Origin of the sequence: Corynebacterium pseudodiphtheriticum DSM 44287 (assembly GCF_000688415.1) — a bacterium.
In the GTDB taxonomy this organism is placed as follows: domain Bacteria; phylum Actinomycetota; class Actinomycetes; order Mycobacteriales; family Mycobacteriaceae; genus Corynebacterium; species Corynebacterium pseudodiphtheriticum.
Window position 1 is genome coordinate 52,146 of the sequence record NZ_JIAH01000009.1, and the last position, 23,748, is coordinate 75,893.

20 protein-coding genes are annotated in these 23,748 nt (G+C 54.9%); 13 read left to right on the top strand and 7 right to left on the bottom strand.

What is annotated here, in order from left to right:
- Positions 1–58: 58 nt before the first annotated feature.
- From O146_RS0107750 to leuS, 3 genes are all read right to left on the bottom strand, one after another.
- The gene (locus O146_RS0107750; RefSeq protein WP_244266822.1) at positions 59–1,345 is read right to left on the bottom strand and encodes a Na/Pi cotransporter family protein; all 1,287 of its coding nucleotides are present in this window, start codon (positions 1,343–1,345) and stop codon (positions 59–61) included.
- Positions 1,346–1,549: 204 nt separating this feature from the next.
- Entirely contained in the window at positions 1,550–2,482 is a 933-nt protein-coding gene (locus tag O146_RS0107755) for a hypothetical protein (protein ID WP_027018116.1), read from the bottom strand.
- Between the two features lie 38 nt (positions 2,483–2,520).
- Positions 2,521–5,406 (bottom strand): leucine--tRNA ligase, encoded by a 2,886-nt coding sequence (gene leuS, locus O146_RS0107760; RefSeq protein ID WP_027018117.1) that lies wholly within the window; start codon positions 5,404–5,406, stop codon positions 2,521–2,523.
- Between the two features lie 61 nt (positions 5,407–5,467).
- On the opposite strand from leuS, the gene O146_RS0107765 reads away from it, so the two are divergent.
- From O146_RS0107765 to O146_RS12210, 3 genes are all read left to right on the top strand, one after another.
- A complete protein-coding gene (locus tag O146_RS0107765) occupies positions 5,468–7,213 on the top strand; it encodes an alpha-keto acid decarboxylase family protein (RefSeq protein ID WP_027018118.1) in 1,746 nt (581 codons plus the stop codon).
- Between the two features lie 240 nt (positions 7,214–7,453).
- Complete coding sequence (locus O146_RS11515) at positions 7,454–8,350, top strand: ATP-binding protein (RefSeq protein WP_051619344.1); 897 nt, start codon at positions 7,454–7,456, stop codon at positions 8,348–8,350.
- A 5-nt stretch (positions 8,351–8,355) separates the two neighbouring features.
- Positions 8,356–8,775, top strand: coding sequence for a helix-turn-helix transcriptional regulator (locus O146_RS12210; RefSeq protein WP_051619345.1), 420 nt, complete (start codon positions 8,356–8,358; stop codon positions 8,773–8,775).
- Here O146_RS12210 and O146_RS0107775 read toward each other — a convergent pair.
- The gene (locus O146_RS0107775) at positions 8,772–10,163 is read right to left on the bottom strand and encodes an aldehyde dehydrogenase family protein (protein WP_035000696.1); all 1,392 of its coding nucleotides are present in this window, start codon (positions 10,161–10,163) and stop codon (positions 8,772–8,774) included. The genes O146_RS12210 and O146_RS0107775 overlap by 4 nt on opposite strands.
- A 232-nt stretch (positions 10,164–10,395) precedes the next feature.
- On the opposite strand from O146_RS0107775, the gene O146_RS0107780 reads away from it, so the two are divergent.
- The 5 genes from O146_RS0107780 to O146_RS0107800 all read left to right on the top strand — a co-directional run bounded on the left by O146_RS0107780 (position 10,396) and on the right by O146_RS0107800 (position 15,015).
- On the top strand, positions 10,396–11,427 hold the full coding sequence (locus O146_RS0107780; protein WP_027018120.1) for an LLM class flavin-dependent oxidoreductase: 1,032 nt from the start codon (positions 10,396–10,398) through the stop codon (positions 11,425–11,427).
- Between the two features lie 958 nt (positions 11,428–12,385).
- Positions 12,386–12,619 carry a hypothetical protein gene (locus O146_RS0107785; protein WP_027018121.1) on the top strand — a complete coding sequence of 78 codons (234 nt, stop codon included), beginning with the start codon at positions 12,386–12,388 and terminating at the stop codon, positions 12,617–12,619.
- A 13-nt stretch (positions 12,620–12,632) separates the two neighbouring features.
- On the top strand, positions 12,633–13,529 hold the full coding sequence (locus O146_RS11520) for an ATP-binding cassette domain-containing protein (RefSeq protein ID WP_051619346.1): 897 nt from the start codon (positions 12,633–12,635) through the stop codon (positions 13,527–13,529).
- Positions 13,519–14,265, top strand: coding sequence for a hypothetical protein (locus O146_RS0107795; protein WP_027018122.1), 747 nt, complete (start codon positions 13,519–13,521; stop codon positions 14,263–14,265). The genes O146_RS11520 and O146_RS0107795 overlap by 11 nt, the downstream gene beginning before the upstream one ends.
- Before the next feature lie 99 nt (positions 14,266–14,364).
- Positions 14,365–15,015, top strand: a complete 651-nt coding sequence (locus O146_RS0107800) for a hypothetical protein (protein WP_126849964.1) — start codon at positions 14,365–14,367, stop codon at positions 15,013–15,015.
- 121 nt (positions 15,016–15,136) lie between these two features.
- Here the strand turns inward: O146_RS0107800 and O146_RS0107805 are convergent, their stop codons facing one another.
- Together O146_RS0107805 and O146_RS0107810 are read right to left on the bottom strand one after the other, a co-directional pair.
- Entirely contained in the window at positions 15,137–15,811 is a 675-nt protein-coding gene (locus O146_RS0107805) for a response regulator transcription factor (protein WP_035000676.1), read from the bottom strand.
- Positions 15,811–16,950 carry a sensor histidine kinase gene (locus tag O146_RS0107810; RefSeq protein ID WP_126849965.1) on the bottom strand — a complete coding sequence of 380 codons (1,140 nt, stop codon included), beginning with the start codon at positions 16,948–16,950 and terminating at the stop codon, positions 15,811–15,813. Before O146_RS0107810 ends, O146_RS0107805 begins: the two co-directional genes overlap by 1 nt.
- Before the next feature lie 544 nt (positions 16,951–17,494).
- On the opposite strand from O146_RS0107810, the gene O146_RS13110 reads away from it, so the two are divergent.
- The 3 genes from O146_RS13110 to O146_RS11525 all read left to right on the top strand — a co-directional run bounded on the left by O146_RS13110 (position 17,495) and on the right by O146_RS11525 (position 22,202).
- Positions 17,495–20,485 carry a fibronectin type III domain-containing protein gene (locus O146_RS13110; protein ID WP_155896252.1) on the top strand — a complete coding sequence of 997 codons (2,991 nt, stop codon included), beginning with the start codon at positions 17,495–17,497 and terminating at the stop codon, positions 20,483–20,485.
- Positions 20,485–21,507 (top strand): S1 family peptidase, encoded by a 1,023-nt coding sequence (locus O146_RS0107820; protein WP_027018127.1) that lies wholly within the window; start codon positions 20,485–20,487, stop codon positions 21,505–21,507. Before O146_RS13110 ends, O146_RS0107820 begins: the two co-directional genes overlap by 1 nt.
- Before the next feature lie 383 nt (positions 21,508–21,890).
- Positions 21,891–22,202 carry a DUF2283 domain-containing protein gene (locus O146_RS11525; RefSeq protein WP_081820611.1) on the top strand — a complete coding sequence of 104 codons (312 nt, stop codon included), beginning with the start codon at positions 21,891–21,893 and terminating at the stop codon, positions 22,200–22,202.
- Here O146_RS11525 and O146_RS0107830 read toward each other — a convergent pair.
- The gene (locus O146_RS0107830; protein WP_027018128.1) at positions 22,194–22,835 is read right to left on the bottom strand and encodes a methylated-DNA--[protein]-cysteine S-methyltransferase; all 642 of its coding nucleotides are present in this window, start codon (positions 22,833–22,835) and stop codon (positions 22,194–22,196) included. The genes O146_RS11525 and O146_RS0107830 overlap by 9 nt on opposite strands.
- 69 nt (positions 22,836–22,904) lie before the next feature.
- Here O146_RS0107830 and O146_RS12215 point away from each other — a divergent pair, with 69 nt between their 5' ends.
- A complete protein-coding gene (locus O146_RS12215; protein WP_051619347.1) occupies positions 22,905–23,351 on the top strand; it encodes a CrcB family protein in 447 nt (148 codons plus the stop codon).
- Positions 23,348–23,737 (top strand): fluoride efflux transporter FluC, encoded by a 390-nt coding sequence (locus O146_RS0107840; protein ID WP_081820612.1) that lies wholly within the window; start codon positions 23,348–23,350, stop codon positions 23,735–23,737. Before O146_RS12215 ends, O146_RS0107840 begins: the two co-directional genes overlap by 4 nt.
- Positions 23,738–23,748 lie beyond the last annotated feature (11 nt).

The following is a 23,748-nucleotide window of genomic DNA, read 5'->3' on the forward strand; positions in this document are numbered from 1 at the left end:
TACTTCCTTATCTCATATCACCGGCGAGCATGTTCTGCACCGGGATGAGTGGTGATTCCTAGAATACAGTGGTTAGCAGGATCAAAACGCCCGGCAGCACCAGGAACATGCCCAGCACCCACGCTGCGATATACAGCTTGTTACGTGCGCCGATATTCGCGATGCCCTGCGCCAAAAACAGCGGGATCTCACGCACACCTGGGATGCCATAGATCACCAGAGCAGCGAAAACGTTGAACATCAGGTGAATCAGCGCGCCTTGCAGAGCAGCCTGACCTTCCAAGCCAGTGAATGCGAATGCGGCAATCAGTGCGGTGATCGTGGTGCCGATATTTGCGCCAATGGTGAATGGGTAGACCTGGCGGATCGACAGCGTATTGGAGCCAGCCAGCGGCACCACCAGGGCGGTTGTCGTCGAAGAAGACTGCACCAGCATGGTGATGACCATGCCAGCACCAATGCCGGAGATCGGACCACGGCCCAAGGACTTGTGCAGAATGTCTTTGGCCTTACCAACCATCACGACCTTCAGCAGTGCACCGATGAAGTTGACGACGCCGAGGATCAGCGCAATACCAATCAGAATTTGCGCAACACCAGCGATGGTCTCTGGCAACCAGCTCGTCGATGCAACCAGCAGGTCTTTGCCCGGCTCGGTAATGAAGCCAATGAACGTGCCCAGGCCTTCCATGCCGGTGGCCAAGAAACCAGCCTGTTCAGATTCGGCGTTCACACCGGAAACTAAGAAGCCGGTGACCTTTTCCAACAGGCCGAACATCAGCTCCAGCGGCAGGAAGATCAACACCGCCAGCAGGTTAAACATGTCATGCACGGACGCTGCGGCGAAACCACGACGGAAGGATTCTTTGTCGCGCACCATGCCCAACGAGACCAACGTGGAGGTCAGCGTGGTGCCGACGTTCGCGCCCATCAACATTGGGATGGCGATTTGAACTGGCAAACCACCGGCCATCATGCCGACGACAATCGAGGTGGTCGTCGACGAAGACTGAATCAACGCAGTGGCCAGGATGCCGACCATGAGCGCGATCAGTGGGTTCTGCGCGAAAGCGAACAGCTCTTCTGCATGATCGCCGGTGGCAGTCTTAAAGCCATCACCGATCACACCGACGGCGGTGATAAGCAACCACACGCTGACGGCGACAGCAACCCAGTTCACCCACTGCTTATCAGTGTCAATGCCGAGGCGCTTCAGTGGATTACGCGGAGCCTTTTGCTTTTCCTGCACACCCTGTTCCAGCCGTAGTTGAGCGTCGCCAAGGGTGCGGTCATCGGATGCGGTCTGATCCGGGAGCGTTTGCCCTGAGGAAGTGTGTGACATCATCTGTTTCCTGACACCTTGCTTCGCACTTGCAGCCCGCACCCCCAGAAAACTTAAGAAAACTAGAGGTGCGTACTGCCACTGATTGGTTTGTTTCAGACCCACTCGGGGCCTTACAACAAGCAATGTATAGGGCGTGCGGAAATACGAGGTTCACACAAGGTTACAAACAAGCAAACTTTTTGGATTGTGAGCAACCTAACGGGGCTAGCGACGCCCGGCCTTTTCGTCGGCAGCAATGATGCGCTGCAAATACTCCGCTATTGTCGGAGCCTCGATCCACGCTGGCGTCGGGTTCCAGAACGGAGACACAGCCTGACCTGCGATAAAGAAGGTGCCGAAGCCGTCGTCAGTAGCACCCACAAACGCGATCTCATCGGCAGATTCTGCCACTACGGAATAGCCAGCGAACGCGGTTGCCTGCGCACCCTTCAATTCTTCGGCAGAATCATTCCGCTCCATGAACGCCTCAGCCGCCTCGGTGGTGGAGAGTTGTTCATCTGGAGTAAACATTCCGTTACGGAACACGATGCCGCGCGTCATGTCCCCATTGACATCCTTGAGCGGCTTATCGATATTCAGCAAACACCGCAGCCCGTCCTCACCCGGCGCGACCGTTTCCGGGAGTTCACACAAAGAACCATCCGGCAGTGCAATGCGGTAGAAGCCGTCCGTGATGGTCGGTTCAATGGTCTCACCGTAGCCGAGGTCAGCCGCCGGGGTTGGTTCCTTGCTAGAACTCGACTTGCTGGAGCTGGATTTACCGCTCGACTTGCTGGATTTCTCCGAGCTGGATTTCTGGGAACCGGATTTCTCGCTGGACTTGTCTGTGGACTTGCCGGAGCTTTTTCCGGTGGATTTTCCTGAAGATTTCTCGCTCGATTTTCCGGCCGATTCGCTTGCCGACGCCGAGCCAGACTCGGATTCGCTTGCCGACGCCGAATCGCTGGACGTAGCCGACGCTGCAGAATCCGCCTCCGTGGCAGCAGCATCGGCAGTGCTATCCGCAGCGCTGTCGGCAGCACTGTCAGCAGGCTGCGGATCGGGACGATTTTCTGGGTTCGAGCAACCCGCGACGCCTAAAGCAATGACGGCGCTGATGCCAAGCGTGCGGGCGAGTTTCCGTGCATGAGGTTTCATGCACCTAGTCTAGCCTGTTTGCCGGGTCACAATACCGACTACTTCACCACCAGGTTGATCATGCGGCCAGGCACCACGATCTTCTTCACCACGGACTTCTCGCCGATCGCCGCGAGCACCTTGTCGTCGGCAAGCGCGGCGGCCACGGCATCATCCTGGGAGATATCCGCAGCGACCTGCACCCGCGATTTCACCTTGCCGTTGACCTGCACGGGCAGCTCAATTTCGTCGTCGACCAGGTACTTCTCGTCGAAACTCGGGAATGACACGAAGGTGATCGTGCCCTCGTGGCCCAGGCGCGTCCACAACTCTTCGGCGATGTGCGGCGCCACCGGAGCGACCATCACAGCGATCGGCTCCACGGCAGCACGCGGCGCACCGTCCGGGTAGTTCTTCGTCAAGTAATTCACGTACTCGATGAGCTTGGCGACGACGGTGTTCACCCGCAGGTTCTCATAGTCATCGCGTACCCCAGCGATGGTGCGGTGCAGCTGCTGCAGGTCCTTCTTGCCCAGCTCCGCATCCACGACGGCCACCTCGCCGGTGTTCTCGTTGACCACCAGGCGCCACAGGCGCTGCAAGAAACGCTGCGCACCGACGACGTCCTTAGTGGCCCACGGACGTGAATCCGCCAGCGGCCCCATCGACATCTCATAAACACGCAGGGTATCGGCGCCAAAGTTTTCGGCAATATCGTCGGGCGCGACCGCGTTTTTCAGCGATTTACCCATCTTGCCGTATTCCCGGTTCACCTTCTCACCGTGGTAGAAGAACTCGCCGTCGCGCTCTTCGACTTCTTCGGCAGGCACATAGACGCCACGGGAATCGGTGTAGGCATAGGCCTGGATATAGCCCTGGTTGTACAAGCGACGGTACGGCTCTTTCGAGCTCACATGTCCGAGGTCAAACAGCACTTTGTGCCAGAAACGCGCATACAACAGGTGCAGCACGGCATGCTCCACGCCACCAACGTACAAGTCCACCCCGCCCGGATCGTTCGGGCCATGAACCTCTGGGCGTGGCCCGGTCCAGTAGCGCTCGTTGTCGATATCGCAGAAGGCCTCGCTGTTCGTCGGGTCGATATAGCGCATCTGGTACCACGACGAACCCGCCCATTGCGGCATGACGTTGGCATCACGGTAATACGTCTTGGTGCCATCACCCAGGTCCATGTCCACTTCAATCCACTCGCGCGCCTTCGCCAGCGGCGGCTGTGGCTCGGTGTTGTGGTCATCCGGGTCAAAGGATACCGGCTGGTAGTCATCGACCTCCGGCAACTCGACCGGCAGCTGATCTTCGGGGATCGCGTGTGGCCGACCCGCCTCGTCGTAGACGATCGGGAATGGCTCGCCCCAATAACGCTGGCGGGCAAACAGCCAATCGCGCAGCTTGTACTGGATCTTTTCGACGCCCAGCTCGCGCGCAGCCAACCAGTCGATCGTCGTGGCAATCGCCTCCGCTTTGGACTTACCAGTCAGATCCAGCCCGTCGTCATTGGCGGAGTTCACATATGTGCCCTCCCCGGTGTGCGCGGCAGAAGAAATATCCCCGCCAGCGACAACCTCGGTGATCGGCAAACCAAAGACCTGCGCGTATTCGTAGTCGCGCTCGTCGTGGGCAGGAACAGCCATGATCGCACCCGTGCCGTAGCCCGTCAGTACGTAGTCCGCGGTAAAGACCGGCAACTTCTTCCCGTTCACCGGGTTGGTGGCGTAGCTGCCTAAGAAAACGCCAGTCTTTTCCTTATTCTCTTGGCGCTCCAAATCCGACTTCGCGGCGATGTCACTACGGTAGGCCTCGATCGCTTCCTTCGGGTCCTCATGGCCATAGGTCCAGCGTGCGTCGACGTCATCGTCGTACGGAACCGGCGAGAGCAAAGCGTCGACAAGCGGGTGCTCCGGGGCCAGCACAACGTATTCCGCGCCAAAGAGCGTGTCCGGGCGCGTGGTAAACACCGTGATGTCGTGGCCCTCGCAGCGGAAATCCACCTCGGCACCGCGCGAGCGACCGATCCAGTTGCGCTGCATGGATTTCACTTTTTCCGGCCAATCCAGCAGTTCCAGATCATCCAACAGACGGTCAGAATACGCGGTAATGCGCATCATCCACTGCTTTAAGTTCTTGCGGAATACCGGGAAGTTGCCGCGCTCAGAACGGCCATCGGCGGTGACCTCTTCATTCGCCAACACCGTGCCCAAGCCCGGGCACCAATTCACTGTGGAATCGCTCAGATACACCAGGCGGAATTCATCCACGGCCCGGTCTTTTTCTTCCTCGCTTAACGACGCATACTCGCGGCCGTCCTTAGTGGCCAGCTCGCCAGATTCCAGCAGCGGGTACAACTCGTCGATCGGGCGCGCCTTTTGTTGCTGCTCATCGAACCACGACTGGTAGATCTGCAAGAAAATCCACTGCGTCCAGCGATAAAATTCCGGATCAATGGTGGCCACCGAACGGCGCTTGTCATGACCCAGCCCCAACGATCCCAACTGGCGACGCATATTCGCGATATTCGCCACCGTCGTCGTGCGCGGGTGGGTTCCGGTTTGGATCGCATACTGCTCAGCCGGCAAACCAAAAGCGTCATAGCCCAAGGTGTGCAGCACGTTTTTGCCCAATAAACGGTTGAACCGGGCGAACACATCCGTGGCGATATAGCCCAGCGGGTGCCCCACGTGCAGGCCCGCGCCAGACGGGTACGGGAACATATCTTGGACGAAGAGCTTGTCTTCGGGCAGGGTGCCGTCGGCAAGAGCTAAATCACCGGTCGGGTTTGGCGCATGAAACGTGCCGTTGTCGTCCCAGTACTGCTGCCAACGCGACTCAATCTGGTTGGCAAGCTGCGGAGTATAACGGTGTTCCGGGCCAGTGTTGCTGACATTTTCAGCACTAAGATTTTCTGTGTTTTCGCGCGCTTCGGTCATGGTTTTATAGTCTAATAGCTTTACGGGATCCGTCCCGTTTTCACAGAAGGGCTAATACAACGTGCGCATGACGATTGGCGATTTTCTCATCCGCCGCTTGCAAGAAATCGGCATCACTGAAGTTATTGGTGTGCCGGGTGATTTCAACTTGAACTGGTTGGAGCAAATTGAAGCTGCCGACGGCATCCGCTTTGTGGGCAGCACCAATGAGCTCAACGCCGCGTATGCTGCCGACGGCTATGCGCGTGCCCGCGGGGTCTCGTGCCTTTTGACCACCTACGGTGTCGGTGAACTCTCCGCGCTCAACGGCCTGGCCGGCGCCACCTGCGAGCACATCCCCATGGTCTCGATCGCCGGTGCTCCCCCGCTGTTTGCCACGGAAAAACGCTGGTTGCTGCACCATACGCTTGCCGACGGCAACTTCGGCAATATGCTCGATTCGCTGCGCCCCTTCACCGCGCTGGCCGAGCGCATCAGCCCCATGAATGCGGTTACCGAAATTGATCGCGCGCTGCGGACCTGCCTGCGGGAAAAGCGGCCAGTGCACCTGCAGCTGCCCTCCGATATTTCCCACCTGAGCATCACCGTGCCCGACGAACCACTGGATACCTCGCTCGAACCGTCGGATCCGGTGCAACTCGAGGCAGTGTTGGACCGGCTGGTGCAGGAATTCGCGGCGGCGGAAAACCCGGTATTGCTCGTCGACCAGGATGCACAGCGCCACGGGTTTTTGGATTTGTTTGCCCAGATCGTCGACAAGATTCAGCTGCCTTATGCCCAGATGGCTTCCGGCAAAGCTTTACTGAGTGAGCAGCACCCACTGTTTTTGGGCACCTATAACGGCAAGGCCTCGTGGCCGGGTGTGCGCGAGCGCGTAGAAGGCTCGGATTTCTTGCTCACCTGCACCCCACGGTTCATTGAGGTGAATTCGGGTAGCTTCTCGCATGAGTTGCACGAAGAAAATATCGTGGATTTCGGTGACCAGCACGTCAATATTTACGGCGAGCACATCGTGGGCTTGGACACCACAGAAGTGTTGGCCAAATTGCTGAAGCGGCTGCCTGCTGCCGACGGAGCTGGCTCGGGCACTAGCGCCACCGGAGAGAGCGCTGGAGAGAGCGCCGGAGACAGCACGGCCAAGCAGCCAAGCAGCGTGAACCCGGAGGCAGTACTGCCGGAGCCATTCGAGGTACGCGCTGGTGCCGAGCTGACGCAGGCGCGCTTGTGGCCGCAGGTTCAGGAGTTCATCCGCCCTGGTGACACGGTTATTGCGGAGGCCGGAACCTCTAATATTGGTTTGGGCCCACAGCGCATGCCGGAAAATGTTCGCTACATCAACAGTGCCATTTGGGGTTCGATTGGTTATACCCTGCCCGCTTTGCTGGGCAGCCAAATGGCGGATGCGGACACACGCCACCTGTTGTTCATCGGTGATGGTTCTTTCCAGCTGACCGCCCAGGAATTGTCGACGATTCTGCGAGAGAATCAAAAGCCAATCATCGTATTGTTGAACAACCGTGGCTACACCATCGAGCGCTACATCCTGGGCATGGACCGCGAGTACAACGACATCGCCGATTGGGCTTATCACAAGTTACCGGAGGTTTTTGTCCCCGGAACCGAGATGGTTTCCTATACCGCACGCACTGAAGACGAGCTTGCCGACGCCTTCACCGCTATTAATAACAGCGACAAGGGTGCGTTCCTGGAAATCCACTTGGACCCAGAAGACGCCCCAGCTGGCCTGCAGGCCTTCGGCCCGATGACCGCGGAATTCGATTACGGACCACGCGGGCCTAGGAACTAAGAGGTCACGGAACTAAGGCGCCGCGGAATTAAGAGGTCAGGAATTGCAGTTGTTGTTATTTATTGAAACAACTAACAACAACTCTAAACAACTAGCAACAACTATTCTGAGCTGCGAAAATATACGACTTTCCCCACTTTGGCATCGCGCAAGTTGTTTCCAAGTTGTTTGCTAGTTGTTTTAGAAGAAGAAAAACCGCGCAGAAAACAACTTTCTGGGATTTTGCCTATATTCGACGCTATGGATGTCACGCCCACAAAACGTGATGGCACTAATTGCCGTGCGATGTCGGAAGAAGAACGCCGCCTGATCCGTCGCATCCGAGAGGATGATGACTATTCAAATCGTATTTCTTCCTATCCGGTGGAGGATTTGTCTCATGAAGTCCTCACTGAATTGCGGCGACTGTTACGCTCACACCGCCAACGTCGCGGCATCGACGCTGCCACCCCAACCGGCGCCCAGGCACTCTTGCGCGAGGTCGGGCTACTCAGCGACGATGGCAGCCTCAAACGTGCAGGTGAAATTCTGCTTACGCCTGCATCCACAACCCAAGTCACAATTCGCCACCTATGGCGAGCATTACCCGGAGCAGACCCAAAAGCCACAGAGTTTTCTACTCCATTACTTGAGGCACTGCCAGCGTTGCGTCGGCTCATTCTAGAACGAGCTGATCAAGAAATGGTCCGGGTGCAATTCGACAGCGGGCAAGAATCGGCGATCCCTCGTTTTCCTGCGCAGGCTATCGACGAAGCCATCACCAATGCCATCATCCATCGCGACTGGCGCACGGAGAAGCCGGTCGTCATCGACCAGTCGCCACGCATCTTGAAAGTGTGGTCACCCGGTCCATTGGTCCCTGGTGTCGACGAAAACCGTCTCCTCACAACACAATCCGTCCCCCGAAACGGACGGTTAATGGCGAGCATGCGTTCAATTGGTATGGCAGAAGAGTCATCACGTGGGTTCGATCGAATGTGGCTAGCAATGCTGAGCACTGGGCGCGAAGTTCCAGAAGTCATCACTTCGACGAATTTGTCGAGATCATTTTCGCAGCCGGAACTCCCGACGTCGCATTCATCCAAGCAATTCACGAACTCACAGCGAGATTCGGCGATGAAATCATCCATAATTTAAACACGATGCTCGTGCTGTGGAAGCTCTGGCACGCACCGCTTATAACTCTCAAGCAAACTGCTCATAGCACCCAAACATCTCAGCTCGAAGCTAGTGAACTATTAAATGCACTCGAAGACTACGGCGTTGTTCAGCGCATAAATAATGCAGATGAATGGGTGTTATCCGCGCAGGTGGCACAATTGTCTGGCAAGGATCTGCCCACCGCGGCTGCCAGCGTCCAAGAGCGCATTGAGGCGCAGCTCCAGGACGGCAACTCCGTTGCTGCAGCGGAATTAGCAGAACGTTTCGGCATATCGCGTGGTGAAATCACCAACGTGCTGCGCCATCTGCGCACATTGGGTCGAGCACAAATCGATCCAGCTGGTCCACAACGCGGCTCGGGAACCCGCTGGATCGCAACAGCACCAAACACTCCCCGCTAAGCGTTAATCGCCTGCGGATAAGCCAGCCCCTTCAACCCCTCAGTACCAAACTCCACGCCATAACCGGAGGATTTAATACCACCAAAAGGCACCCGCGGATCCACCGCACCATGCTTATTAATCCACACCGTCCCAGCCTGCAAACGACCAGCAACCTCACGAGCTTTGCCCGCATCCGCCGACCACACCGAAGCACCCAACCCCACATCCAAGCTATTAGCCCACGCAATCGCCTGATCCAATTCGGAATAACGAATCAGCGGCACAGCCGGACCGAACTGCTCTTCCGCAACCAATGGGTTATCTGGATCAATATCAGCCACGATCGTTACCGGATAAAAATAACCCGGTGCATCATAATCCGGGTCACCACCAACAAGCACACGCCCACCACCATCTTTGGCGGCTTTGACCAAACCATCAACAATGTCGAACTGCGCTTTGTTCTGCAGCGGGCCTAGCACGTTGTTCTCATCCAGACCATTGCCCATCGGCATCTTTTTCGCAATAGCCACCAAGGCTTCAGCGACCTCATCATAAATCGCATCCGGAACATAGATACGCTTGGCTGCGGCACACGTCTGCCCGGTATTGATGAACGCACCCCAGAACAGATCTTCGGCAATCGCCTGCGGGTCGACATCATCAAGCACCACGGCAGCATCGTTACCGCCGAGTTCCAGGGTCAGGCGGGTGACGTTATTGGCAGAAGCCTCGATGATTTTCTTGCCGGTTTCCGTCGAACCAGTAAACATGATCTTGTCGATACCTGGGTGGGTTGTCAGTGCTGCACCAACCCCACCATCACCGGTAACGATGTGGAGAACATCTTTCGGCAACACAGTATTCGCGATGGCCACCAGCGCGCTGACTGATAGCGGGGTATACCCGGATGGTTTAACCACGACGGTGTTGCCCATGCGTAGTGCTGGTGCGATTTGCCAGATGGTGATCATCATCGGCCAGTTCCATGGACCAATCGCACCGACAACACCCAGCGGCCGGTAGTGCACGGTAGCGGTGATGTCATCATCAACGGCGGTGTAATCCGGGGATTCAAACGAGGCGGTTGCCCGCAGCCACGCGGCACACGCGCCGACCTCGAAGCGGGCATTGGGTCCGTTAAGTGGTTTGCCTTGTTCTTGCGAAAGCAACTTAGCCAGTGGTTCTGCGGCTTCTTCAATGGCATCAGCGAATTTGTTCAGCAGTTCGCAGCGAGCGTGATCGCCTTGTGCTTCCCAGTCTGGTTGCGCAGCACGCGCAGCAGCAATGGCATCGTTGAGATCGCTTTCGTTTTGGACCTGGTAGGTGCCGACGAGCTCGCCGGTGGCGGGGTTGTGGATCTCGGCGCTGCCATCGCTGTCACCGTCGGTGGTGATGGCGTCCATAATGGCGTCGTAGGTGGTCAGGGTATGGGTTTCGGACACGGGAACTCCTTAGTGTCTGTTACAGAAGTTTCTGTTGTGATCTGAGTGCCAGCATATACAACCGCCTTTCCCAGGGATAGTGCCGCGAGTCACTAAAATTAATTACCGGTCTACAATTTTCCACCTGGGCGAGAAAATTAAACGGGCCACACAACCACCACCGGTTAGTTGACACATCATCTATCATGGTGTCATGAAGAAATTCGGATTCCTTAGCTTCGGACATTACAAGTTCCCCGGCCAGCGCGGGCCTAATGCCCAGCAGACCCTCAAGCAGGGGCTGGAGCTAGCCGTGGAGGCAGACAAGATTGGCGTGAATGGCGCGTATTTCCGCGTGCACCACTTTGCCCCGCAGGGGGCGGCGCCGATGCCGTTGCTTTCTGCGATTGCCGCGCGCACCAAGCACATTGAGGTCGGTACCGGCGTGATCGATATGCGTTACGAAAACCCGTTGTACTTGGCAGAAGAGGCCGCTGCACTGGATTTGCTTGCCGACGGCCGGGTCGCGTTGGGGGTTTCACGGGGATCACCGGAGCCTGCGCACCGTGGTTGGGAGGCTTTCGGCTACACCGGTTCCGACGATCCGCGCGGGGCAGATCTTGCCCGGGAGAAGTTCGCGAAGTTTATGCAGGGCGTGCGCGGTGAGGCCGTCGTCAAGTCTGCACAGGATCCGTATCCACCGATTTACCAGCCAGATACTCCGCTACCAGTGATGCCACATTCGCCTGGTTTGCAGCGCAATATCTGGTGGGGTGCTGGAACGAAGAAAACTGCCGAGTGGGCCGCTGAGCAGGGCGTGAACCTGATGAGTTCCACGTTGCTGACGGAGGCCACTGGTGAGGCGTTTGGTGATTTGCAGGCGGCGCAGTTGCAGGCTTATCACGAGGCGTGGAAGCAGGCTGGGCATGATTGGACGCCGCGGACGTCGGTGAGCCGCAGCGTGTTCCCGATTGTCAGCGACCGGGATCGGGCGTTGTTTGGTATGAGCGGTGGTAATGACCAGATCGGCATTATTGATGGTTATGAGTCGACGTTTGGTCGTACTTATGCCGGCGAGCCGGAGCAATTGATCGAGCAGCTCAAGGACGACGCCGCCGTGATGGAGGCGGATACTTTGATGCTGACGATCCCGAACCAGCTGGGTGTGGATCTGAACCTGCGGCTTCTGCAGAATTTCGCCGAGCATGTGGCCCCTGCTTTGGGCTGGGAGCCGGCGAACCGTTAGTTTTGTGCTTCTTTTTTGGGGCTGCGGCCCGGCAGTAGCTGGGCACTATGCCGAAGTAGCCGGTAAGCCCCTAGACAACCAGCAGGGCGTATACAAGCAATCTTTACCTCTAAGAGCCCCATTCCATCGTTGATGCTGGTGCCCATTCCGGAGCATTCACCCTGCGGTAGTGAAACGGTACGGTGCGAGCTTCCCACGCCCACCAAGAAACCTTGAGCTCAAACACGAAGACGATACCTGCCTGTCACACCTCGGCGGTTAACTAAACCGCAGCCTCTTGCAGCGAGCTCTACGTACCCCTCTATCAGTACCCCCGCTCTGCGCACAAAATTACCCACACAACCGGATCCGAGAGTTTATGAACTTTCGACCCCTCTCGACAAACAGCCAGACAAACGAGATAAAATGGGCTAGTCACAGCTAGAGCATCGTCAGGCCTATTTAGCAGTGCAGTTAGCACAAGCAATAGAAGTCCTTTTGCCAGCAGGCGACAGAAAAAGCGAATTTTACCGTGACTTGTTAGTACCTCACGGGAACTTAAGAACACCATTCTGAAAAAACTCACCGCAAATATTGCTTAGCAGTCATTTTTTAACTTCCCAGTATCCCGAATGCTCCGTAACGTTTGTCTTGTCGAAGCCAGTTGGCAGAGACAAAGACACCACCCCTGGGTACCCAAATCCAATCCCTAATTGCTTGAAGGAGCACAACCATGGAAAAAAGACCGTCTTTGACATCACTCCAATGACCGACGCGGAACTCGATGATGTTCTCGGCGCCCGCAAGAAAGGTTGGTTGTCACCTTAACTAAGGACTGCCACACCAATGCCAAAACTCGTTGGTTCGGCTGCTGCTAAAACATACCTCATTACGAAAGCTGCACACGCCAAATGGTGCATGCAGCGGATCCTGTCGTTGACTAAACTCACCAAATTTTCTTAAAAAGAGAGCTCCGACCATGTCCTCAGAACAAATTCAGGATCTCCGTGCCGAACTTCTTGTGTACCGAAAGCAACTAGCTATCGCTACTGCTTCATTCCGAAAAGAACTTGCGCAGCAGATTATGACTACCGGTGCACTCAACGCAACCGGAATGTCGCAACATTCCAAAGGACTCCTGGTCGGTTCAACGGGCATCCTCTGCGCACTAGAGCCCAACAATTCCGTCGGCATAGTAACTCCCGAGTGGTAAAGGAAAATTCTCCATGGCATATCAACTTAACGTGACAGGTGTAAGCAAGTCGTTCGGTGCCCACCGCGTCCTCAAAAATATCGACATGACTGTACCGTCGCACGCAATATACGCGCTGCTAGGCGTCAACGGTTCAGGCAAGAGTACTCTCATGAAAGGGTTAGTCGGCATACAGCCGTTCAACAATGGTGCCTTTGCATTCTCCTCCCACGATGGTCTGCCTGGCAAGCCCACAAACATTGGCTCGCTTATCGAAAGCCCGAAGTTTTACCCATCGTTGAGTGCACTCGAAAATCTCTACTACTTGGCACGACTGTTTGGAGTAGATGCTTCTAACACTCGTGACCTTCTGGATACTGTAGGGCTTGATCCATCGTTGACAAGACCGATGAAAAATTATTCCCTTGGTATGAAACAGCGCTTTGGTATTGCACTCGCATTGCTGGGGAAGCCAGAATTTCTTATTCTCGACGAGCCGACTAATGGACTCGACCCAAATGGTGTCGTTGAAATTCGCAAGCTTATACAACAGCTCCCCGCAACCCGAGATGTCACGATTATGGTGTCCAGTCACATTTTGTCAGAAATGCAAAACGTTGCGACACATGTAGGTATCCTTGACCAAGGCACCATCCGTTACTCCGGTCGCATTGCAGATCTGCTTGCCGACGAAAAGACGTTATTAGAATCTCCCGCTCCCGAAGAACTCCGTAGCTGGTTGCTGGATCATAACCTGAACTTCACTTCAGAAGACAACGGCTGCTTTTCACTCCAATCGGAAGTGGACATGCCGAGCCTTATCGCCGAAGCCAGTGCCGCTGGAGTTCCCCTGCAGTCAGCCTGCGTGAAAGCACCGTCGCTGGAAGAAAAATTCTTCGAAATGACCCTAGGGACGGCGCATGTTGGATAAGCAATCGCTCCTCCTGAGAAAAGCATCCATCACTACCGTGCTCAGCATCGTCGCCACTGTGGTCTGGATGATGGTTGCCAACGTCGGTCTACGCGGTGGCGAAAATGCCGCAGTAGACAGCGCGGCGGGCATGATCAGTCAAGCAGTTGCAGTCGCACTGTTCACAATGCCACTGGTAGTGTTCGCCATAGTTCACCTATACGTATCAGAAGAGCAAGAAAACGGGATTTGGGGTGTCCTCCGAGCACGGAACGGAAAAATTGGGCGTCTTTTGGCTTTCCGCCTCAGCTCAGCGTTCCTATTCCTCGTCATGTGGGCGCTAGGCTATGTCGGCGCGCTAGGAGCACTCGTCGCCTTTCATTACTCATCCGCTGATGTCTTTGACGTTATTCCCGTGTTTTTTGGCTTGTTGATTTCCGTAATCAGCACCGCATTCACCGTCGCCAGCGTGCACTTGAGATTAGGAGGATTGGTTCCTGCTGCTACTGCTGCTCTCGCGTTATCGGTGGTTGGTGTTTCTCTCATCGGTAAAACCACCCTGGCATTGGCTGCATTGCCAATGGGAGGATTAGTCTCAGGCAACCCGTTCAAAGATGTAGATGTGACACAACCACTCTTGGGTTATGAGCCGAACCCCGATTCCACATTTGGGCTCGAACTCTCACTCGTCGCCGCAATTCTAGTCGGACTTAGTCTCTTTGGATATCTGAAAATCCAACTTGGAAAAGAGAAGTAAATCATGAATTTTTACTGGTTAGAACTTAAAAAGGCTAAACCTCTATGGGGCTACCTCGCAGGATCAGCACTCATTACATGCGTGGCAACCATTACATCCATGTCTTTTATCAAAACAAACGGTGATGTTATACACCCGGAGCAGCTAGCCGAAAGTGCCTGGGCCTCCGCAGCAACACAGCTTTATGCCTTGTTCATTGGGCCCGTCATCGTCGCGATCTTGACTGGCACTCTTATCAAAGCAGAGTTCCATAGCCAGATGGTCGACATGCTTCGATCACGCGGCCAACACGCAGGCTACAAGATCGCTGCGCTCATCGTCTCCCTCGCCGCGTTGGGTGTCATACTCTCTGCGGCGTTAGTTGCAGGCTGGCTGATTGCCACAACGCTTAGCGATGTAGCCCCACAATTCGCCGCACCCACCATCGCGGTATTGGCGCTGCGCAACATTATCGCGGTAGTCGCATGGGGCTTAATCTGCGCTGCGATCTACATAAGTGTCGGCGATTTCAGCCTCGGTTTTGCTGCCTGCCTGGCACTTACCATACTCAGCGCTGTCATGCTGGTTAAGTTTGCTCGGTTGGCAACCTACAACCCTCTCGGCGCTATCACTTCCGCGGTCGGCTACCCCTTCCTCGACCTATCTGTAGGTTCGTGGCTGATCTTGGCTGCCAGCCTTGCCCTTGGAGGGGTTAGCACGATCTCCATGTGGCACAAGACCCTAACTCTGGCGCAAAATGAGGTGTCATAAATGCTGCCCAAAACCTCGAACTGTCTATCAGCAGACCGAGACTGATTGCCTATTGGCCGGGCCTGCCCCCGGAAAGTGGACGTCGGGGGGTCAAGCCCACTCCCTCGCTTTCATCGGACTATTATTCATCTGGATTGAGCAAAGCCACCACCAAATCAAGTCGAGAGCTAGCACCGAACTGATGAATGAGCTTAGATACTCGTTTTTTCGTTGCAGATTCTGAGTAGTGCATTTCTTGCGCGATCTCTATATTAGATTTACCTCGACAAAGCAACCTGAGAGTTTCTTGGTCTGCCGGGGGAAGCTGCGAGGATGGAGATGTCAGTTTTTCTAGCAAAGTCATAGGACGTGTAGTTTCAGATTGTGCGCTAGGAATTTTACTGATGAGATGTTGCATCGCGTTGGGAGAAACCACTAAACCTCCAGAAACCGCGTCACGAACGGATTGGATAACGGAATCTGGGGTCTGGCTTTTGAGGATGTATCCCGATCCTCCGTTACCTAGAACCTTCATAAGTATCTCGTCATTGTCGAGTGCAGTAATGGCAATAAACACTGGTGGACTTGGCAGAGCCATTATTTCATCGAGTAAAGCCAAACCATTCATATTGGGCATATGGATGTCTGCCAACACAACATTGACAGGCCCCTGGCGAAGCTCCGCGAGTGCTTGTTCGCCACTGGAGACTGTTGCTACGACGACGAAGTCTTCTGCATTTGAGAAATAACGCGAAAGCGCTTGAAGGGCAAGTTGGTCGTCATCAACGATGAGTAGCCGGTACGGAGAGTGAGGCATTATAGACGATACTTTCTTTCTGACTTATGTGCACCACGACTTTTTCCTTTTCGGGGAATAGTCCAATGCGAGAACCATTCGCTTCCTTGAGAGCCCCAAGTAAATTCGCCGTCGTGAAGTTTCATTTCTTTTTGAATTTCTTTCAGCCCTAAGCCAGTGCTGAGATAAGTTGGGGATTGTTCTGTGCCAATCATGCTACGAACTTCAACGAAAAGACTTTTTTCTGACACGGTGATGTCGATATACACCGTACTACCTGCGGCACCGTACTTGATAATGTTTGCGGCTAGTTCCCTCATGACAGGCATTGTGAGCACCGGAACAGAAGCGATTACCTCCCGGGTGAGTGCGCAATTAGCCATTTCAACATTGAAATTATGGCTACCTAATAGAGTCTCGAATTCCCTGAGTTGCTTCTCAAAAGTGGTGTCCACCTGAAGGTAAGTATCCTCGATATTTTCTGAGTGGAGAACTTGGATAAGTTCGCGGATTTGGGTGATTGCTTTGCGGTTTTCTTGCGAGATAAGTTGAATGTTCTCTTTGATGGTGGGGCTGATATCGGGTTCGAGAGCAAGACTTTCGGCCCGCAGAATTGACGACGTGAGCGTGCTTGCTACTGAGTCATGCAAAGAACGAATAGTTGCCCGACGGTGACGATGTAACGCTGCTTCGAAGCGGACGCGTTCAGCTTCGTGGTTACGCTCTCTAGCACCATGAATGTATCCTCCTAGTAGTGGAGCGAAGAGAAATACAGCTAACAAAGCACTACCCATAAGGGCTTCGAAAACGACTTTCTTGTTCTCGAGGTCGATAGTTGCGAATACTAGGATCACGAGTGCATACGCGATACCCCAGCGGGGGTACCCTTTGTAGCCAAGTACGCCCGCGACAATTCCGATGCTCACTGGCGTAATAATGGTTCCAAGGTCGTTGAACAACGAGATTGCGACGGTAATGCAAACCATGGTCAAAGCTGATATGGCTGGAGTTCGGGGCACAGCGACTACAGCGCAAATACTTGCTAGCACAATTGCGATTTCGGCTAGTGAGCTGTCGGCAGCAGCACTCACGAAAACTGTTAAAGTCAAGATAACGAGCGTGAAATACCACACCGTCACCGGAATTAATTTATAGCGCATAACTAAAAGAGTTCGACCTTCCGCATAAAGCAGCCTTTTACAGAATTGGTTTGGGACTACTTGCCATATGTTCAAAATCTTGGCCGCATTCTCATTCACTTGACAGTGCTGGGATACCTCGAGCTAGTAGGCTTTGGTGATCATAACTATCACCAAGAAATATACCTGGCTGACTGACGTCACCCTCACTTAACAACACGAAGTTTGCCATAGTTCAATTCGCTTAGGAAGAGAACAAACCGAAGCGCATCCGAACTACCCCTCCGCAATAAGAACGGCCATGCCAGGGAATATTGCTTCTGAATTCAGGTTCGATATCACCCGACACGTGATTTACAGACGAAACTGACTGCCATCACAGTGCCCCTACGCCCAGCTATTCACCATCAGACATCTAGTGCACAGAGATAAATTCAGCACCCTTCACAGAGTGCTCAATATCACTAAGGTTTGTCTGGCTTACATTAAACAGTCAAGGCTAACCTTTAACTGATTTTCAATAGAGTTTCACTCTATTTCCACTTCCCTGAAAGGAATCCACTCCGTGAATAACAATCGACGTCTATGGATGCAGGTAACGGTGGCAGGTTTGACCTCTCTGTCGCTTGGTTTCGGCACACTCACTCCTGCACACGCACAAGATTTTTCGGCGCCACCGGCACCTCAAGCTCCAGCAGACGACCAAGACCTCTCTAGGCCCAAAGGACCAGAACTCACAGGTGTGCTTGCCGAAGGCCGTTTGATCACTGCTGAATGGAAACTTGCTCCAGCTGAATTTGGCACTACTTATCACCAAGTTCAGCTTCTGAAAGTTCAAGGTGGAAAACCTGTCACCAGTAAACCTGTCATCGACCAATTTGTTGCTGGTAACGCCACACATTATCAATTCACTAACGTAGAACCTGGTGATTATGTGGTCCGCGTGTTTGCGGTGCGAGGTGTGGAAAATTCCCAGTTCAGCCAATCACACGTACTCAGCATCAGCGATCAACCACAAGCCCCCGAAGCACCCCACAAGCCATATCTCCAACTGAAAAAGAATAAGACTGCACGGGTCGAATGGGATCGTCGCTCAACGGGCAGCACCCGGATTCACACCTACGTTGTGAAATTGCAGCCTAATGATGGTTCTGGCCCTCTCGAACAAAAAGTTACGGGCACAAGCACGTATCCCGACAATTTCGCAGAATTCCCAAATCTGAAACCAGGTGTTCAATACACCGCCACCGTAGAAGCGCAAAGCGCAACTGGAAACTCACGTCCATCCGAAACCAGTGAACCGCTTGCCGTCAGTGAAGATCCCAATCCACAATTCACAGTCGATACCGACACAATCGACCTCGCCAAAGGGGGCGAATTCACAGTATCCGGTAAAGGATACACCGGTCCGGCTGCACAAGAAGGCGTCTACCTCGTATTTTGGGCTGCTTCTAAGTGGACTCCAGGAGAGTTACCGCGTGACATTGAGAAAAAAGGCGTCTCGGTGCACATCAAACCCGAGGAGATTGTCAATGGTACCTTCACCAAAAAGATTCAGATTAATCCGGGTGAAATCAGCCTCGTACAAGGCGATTCCTATCAAATAGGCACCCTTGCTGGCGGAAAGATGCTGCCTATTGATCGTCGACTGGACCTCGCAAAACCAGTCAAACTCGCTTCCCAATCACTCGCAGAAGTCCAAGCAAGCGCCAATAATGACACGGTGACCGCGCGATGGAAGCTAGCAGAAAATGACAAACGCGGCTCAAGTATTCGCATTACGTTGTACCGCGAAAACGACGGACAGAACACTTACGTCAACCACCTCGACCGTGGCCCGCAAGTTTCCACCGCTGATTTTGTTGGCCGCCAGCCAGGAACGTACCGCATAGGCGTGAAAGCGAACCTGAACCGCGATGAATTCGGTACTCCAGAATGGACCGAAGAAAAATTCAGCGAGACCGTCACCGTCGTCGACCCTGACGCACCGCAGCCACCAGCAGCGAAGCCTGCAAATCCAGCTAAACCAGAGGTTCCAGCACCGTCGAAACCAGCTCCTGCGCCTGCGCCGTCCCAGGATCAAAAACCGTCCAAGCCAGCAAAACCGTCAACCCCAGCAAAGCCTGGGAAGCAAACACCAGAAAACAACGCCCTGAAAACCCCTGATGCCCCGCGCATCAGCCCTGCATCCGCTACGGACTACTCTAAGGCAGGCTTGTTCTACTCACTCGCGGGATACGAGGACATCAAAAAGGTCGAAGCCCGTCTGGTTCCCGTTGACGACAAAGGCAACCAGGAAAGCGACGCCTTCATCACCCCAAGCGAAATGGCTAATGGGTACGCTGAATTCACCGGCCTAAAGAAAGGCCAGCGCTACCGCGGCCAAATCAAGGTGATCACGGAAAAGGGCGAAACAGCCTGGTCTGACTACTCCAGCATTTTCTTGTCGCAGACACCAGAACAAGGCATCGACCCTGACCTGACCTTGTTCCCAGGCACTCCATTGGATAGCCGGAAAGCAAATACGATCACCGTCAACGGCACCGGCTACCTAAACGGCAAAGAGATGAATCTCTATGTGCTGGAAAACACCGATGTGCCTGACGACGGTAGGTTCACCGCCGACACCGCCAAGAAAGCCCTGGCTTCCACAACTGCCAAAGTCACCGACGGCAAATTCTCGCAGAACCTGGAAATCCCGGCTAACACGCTGAACCCGAAGAAAAAATACTTCGTGGCAAGCGTCGACAAGCACGGCAACCACGAATACGACTACGCTGTTCTGCTCAAAGTCAAAAACGGGGCAGTTGCCACTCCGACGCTAGATGTTTCTACAACGACGGTAAATGCTGCCACGGGTGGTGACATTACTGTCCGCGGTGCGGGGTTCGTCGGCGAAGGCGCCTCACAGGGTGTCTACGTTGCGGTGTACAAGAAATCACAATGGAACGTCGGCAAGTCTGCGCCAGTGGGCCGTCCAGTTGCCGCCGAATGGGTACGAATGAATGAGCTGAACAATGGCAGCTTCATCAAGCGAATCAACATTCCGGCCAACGCTTTGGATCCGAATGAGCAGTACGTGATCGGCACGCTGGCCGCGCATGCTTTGTCGCAAACCAACCGTGAGCTGGATACAGCCCAAGATCTCGTCGTCACTAACGGCCCGACTGCCCCAGCAATGCCAGAAGCACCACAAGCCCCGAATGTTCCAGGAGCGGCAGATGCCCCAGAAGGTCCAGGTGCACACCCTGCCCCTGGCAACCCCAGTGAACAGCCTGCTCCAGAAGCTCCAGGCGAGCAGCCAAACCAAACCCCACAGGTGACGCCGCCAAACGCCACTCCACCAAGCGCACCTACCCCACCGAGCACAACCACACCAGACACAATCACCTCCAGCCCTTGGTTCAAGGCGATCGCCGCAGTGGGCGGAATTGGTCTTGTCTTTGCCGGCATCGGTGCTGCATTGCAGGGGCTACGCCACAACGTCCCTGTAATCAATGACTTCCTGACCAACCTGGAACGCACCATCCAGAACTTCTTCGGTGGGCGTCGCTAATGATTTCTCCCGCATTCAACCCCCGCAAACGCCGTGGCGTACTCGCTGTCGCTGCGTGCCTAACACTTGGTTTCGCCATCGGACCACTGAGCATAAGCGGACCAGGAGTCGCTGCCGCGCAATCCAGCTTTGGTTCCAGCAATGCCCCAGGTCCCGCACCAAAACCACAGCCAGCGCCACAGCCTGCACCGGCACCGAAGCCGCAAGATACGGCACCACAGCCGCAGCCGCTGCCCAAGATGCCGAAGCTTCCGCCTGTCCAACAACCGGAGCAACCACAGCAGCCGCCACAAGGGCCACCGCAGATCGTCGAAAAGATCACCAAGGTTCCTATTTTCAGCCGGGAAGAAAACATCGAGTGGCACGAGGTCACCGGCCAGAAAATCTATGCCGAAGGCGAGGCTTTTCAGTTCCTGGAGCGCCCCGGAAAAATCACACCAGGTGCCCGGATTACGAACACCCGGTTGGGTTCATACTGCTCGGTGGGATGGATCGTCGAAAAGAACGGCGAACAGTTCATCCTCACAGCCGGGCATTGTGGCCGCGAAGGCGACGTCTTCAGCATCGAAGACCCCGAGGGCCGGCACCATGTAGTGGGAACGATGACCTATTCAGAGTTTCAGAATCATGGCGACATTGGACGCTACGACAAAGGGCTGATCAAAATCGACAATCCTGCGATGGTCGACGCTAGCCTGCAGCTTTTCTGGAAGAACCAAAAAATGATCACCGCTGCGGTGCAGAATACGGATTGGACAGAAGAGCACAAGCCGAGGCTCTGCCGCATGGGTGCACGGACCGGGCTTTCCTGCGGACCATATTACGGAGTAGGCGCTGACGGGCAGTTGATTTACAACGCGATCTCTCTGCCCGGCGACTCCGGCGGACCGGTTTTTGCCACCCACAACGGGCATGCCTTTCCCATCGGAATCGTTTCCGGTGGCCTGAAAGAAGATGCTATCCATCAGGTTGCTCAACCGATTGCGCAATTCCTTAACGACGGCGGCTACACGCTGCTCTAACTCAGCGCAGAAGCTTTAGGGTTGTAATTAAAATTGGGGTAGATCCTTCCCAGCCCCACCCCGATTCCAGTACCGGCCACACCATGATGCCGGGTGGCAACTAAAACAACCGCCCGGCCTCCGCCGCGCTCGGCTCTTCATGCTGCAACACGCGCAGACGACACTCCTGGTGCAATCTTGTGGCTCCTGATGCTTTTGAAGCTGAGACTTCAGCTACACTGGCTAAAGTCGAATAGTTCACCCCCGACGTGTCCACTTTCCGGGGGACAGTCCCGCAGAATAAGCAAGGGCAATGCGAACAATACAGTATTTAAAGGCAACGGCATCAGAGTTATTGTAGACAATAAGAGCGGAAATGTGATTACTGTCACGAAAGGGTAATTATGAATTTTGATTATGACCCAGAAGCTGATGCAGCCTATCTAGCCATAGTGCAGCCAGGCGCCCTCTCTGAACGGCAGATATCAGGAATAACTACAGAAAAAATGGAAGGAGAAATAGAGATAGATATCGACGAAAATGGAAAAGTTATTGGTATCGAGTTCGTGAATGCCTCCTTGATTCTTCCGTCAGACTTCCTAAAAAAGCAAACCGGATATCATAGGCATCATCGTCACCGCGAGTTTATTCCTCCGAAAGAGCCTGCTCAAACGACGGTTAAACCAAACTCCAACTGCCCTAAGCAACTAAAATAACCGCCCCGCTTCCGCCGCGCTTGGCTCTTCATGCTGCAACAACCAGCGCTTTCGGTCCAAGCCACCGGCATAACCGGTCAAGCTACCATCAGCACCAAGCACCCGGTGACACGGCACAATCACACTCCACGGATTCCGCCCCACCACCTGCCCAACCCGCTGCGATAGCCCCACGCTGCCCATCTCACGCGCCAACGCACCGTACGTCGTGGTTGCACCATACGCAATCCCCTGCAGCAGCCGCCAGACCTGCACCGAAAACTCGCTGGACTCAGCTGCCACATGCGCCCAATCCAAAGGCACCGTGAAATCCTGACGCTTGCCGACGAAATACTCGCTTAATTCTGCCCGCGCCTGGCACAGTATCCGGCGGATGCTTTCATCGCTGTTATCACCGCCGTCCGCTGCGCTTTCCAGTTCACACCGTGGCCCGCACTCCGCAATATCTGGCACATGCTTACCGCCGCTGAAATACACCCCGACTAGTCCGTCGGCAGTAGCAACCAGCACTACCTCACCAACCGGGTTCTTACCCGGCGCGGAAAAACTCGTGTGTTGCACGCCGCCGTGCGTCTTTCCAGCAGGCGAATATTTACTGTGTGCATCCCGCATCTGCGGCTGGGAATCGTTCATAAACCCATTCTAGGGCGATCTGCTGGCAGCATTTCCGCCTGTAGCGGCGTCGTCAGTAGGATCGGCGGTGTGTTTCGCGAGGCCTTGATGATCGGGATCGGTGCCGCCATTGGTGCGCTCGTCCGGTTCGTCACCCTCGCGATTTTCGGCGAAGAGCTGTTTCCGGTCGCCGTTTTAGACATGCTCGCGTGCTTCCTGATGGGCTACCTCGCACCCGGCCCGTTTGGCGGTGCTGGCATGCTGGGCGGCTTTTCGACGTATTCCGCCTTCGTCGGGCTCGCCTTCACAGAATTGGGCAGCCACCAGGTGTTTTACGTCGCCGGGATTATCATTGCCTGCACGATTTGCTGGCTCGGCGGCGATCAGCTGCGCAACGTGTTGGATCTGCGCGAAAAAACGACGCACTTCGTGCTCACCCATGGTCCCTGGGCGCACCCGGAGACGAACCCCCGCGTAAACCCAGATTTCCGTGCCGCTGAAGGCGCTGCAGGCGGCAAGGACGGTGAGAGCGAATGAATCTCGATATCAGCCTCACCGAAGCACTCTTGTCGACGGCTTCCGTCGCCGCCGGTGCCTTTGCCGGAGGACTAGTGCGCGGCTTGTTAAGCAAGCTGCGCGGCCGGTACACCGGAACCGCGAGTTCTAATATGCTGGCGTGTTTCGCACTCGGGATCATGTTGGCGCGCGTCGACTTGGGCGCGCTCGTGCACCTGCCGTATTGGGAAATCGCTTTTGGTACAGGTTTTTGTGGTGCGCTTTCAACCCTGGCAACCCTGGCCCGCGAACTGGGGAATCTGACCTACGAACGGGCGTGGATCCGCTTGAGCCTCTATACCGTGTTCACGGTGCTCGGCGGACTGGGCGCAGTCTGGCTGGGATGGTTGCTAGGCATGGCAGTCTGACAAGATAAACC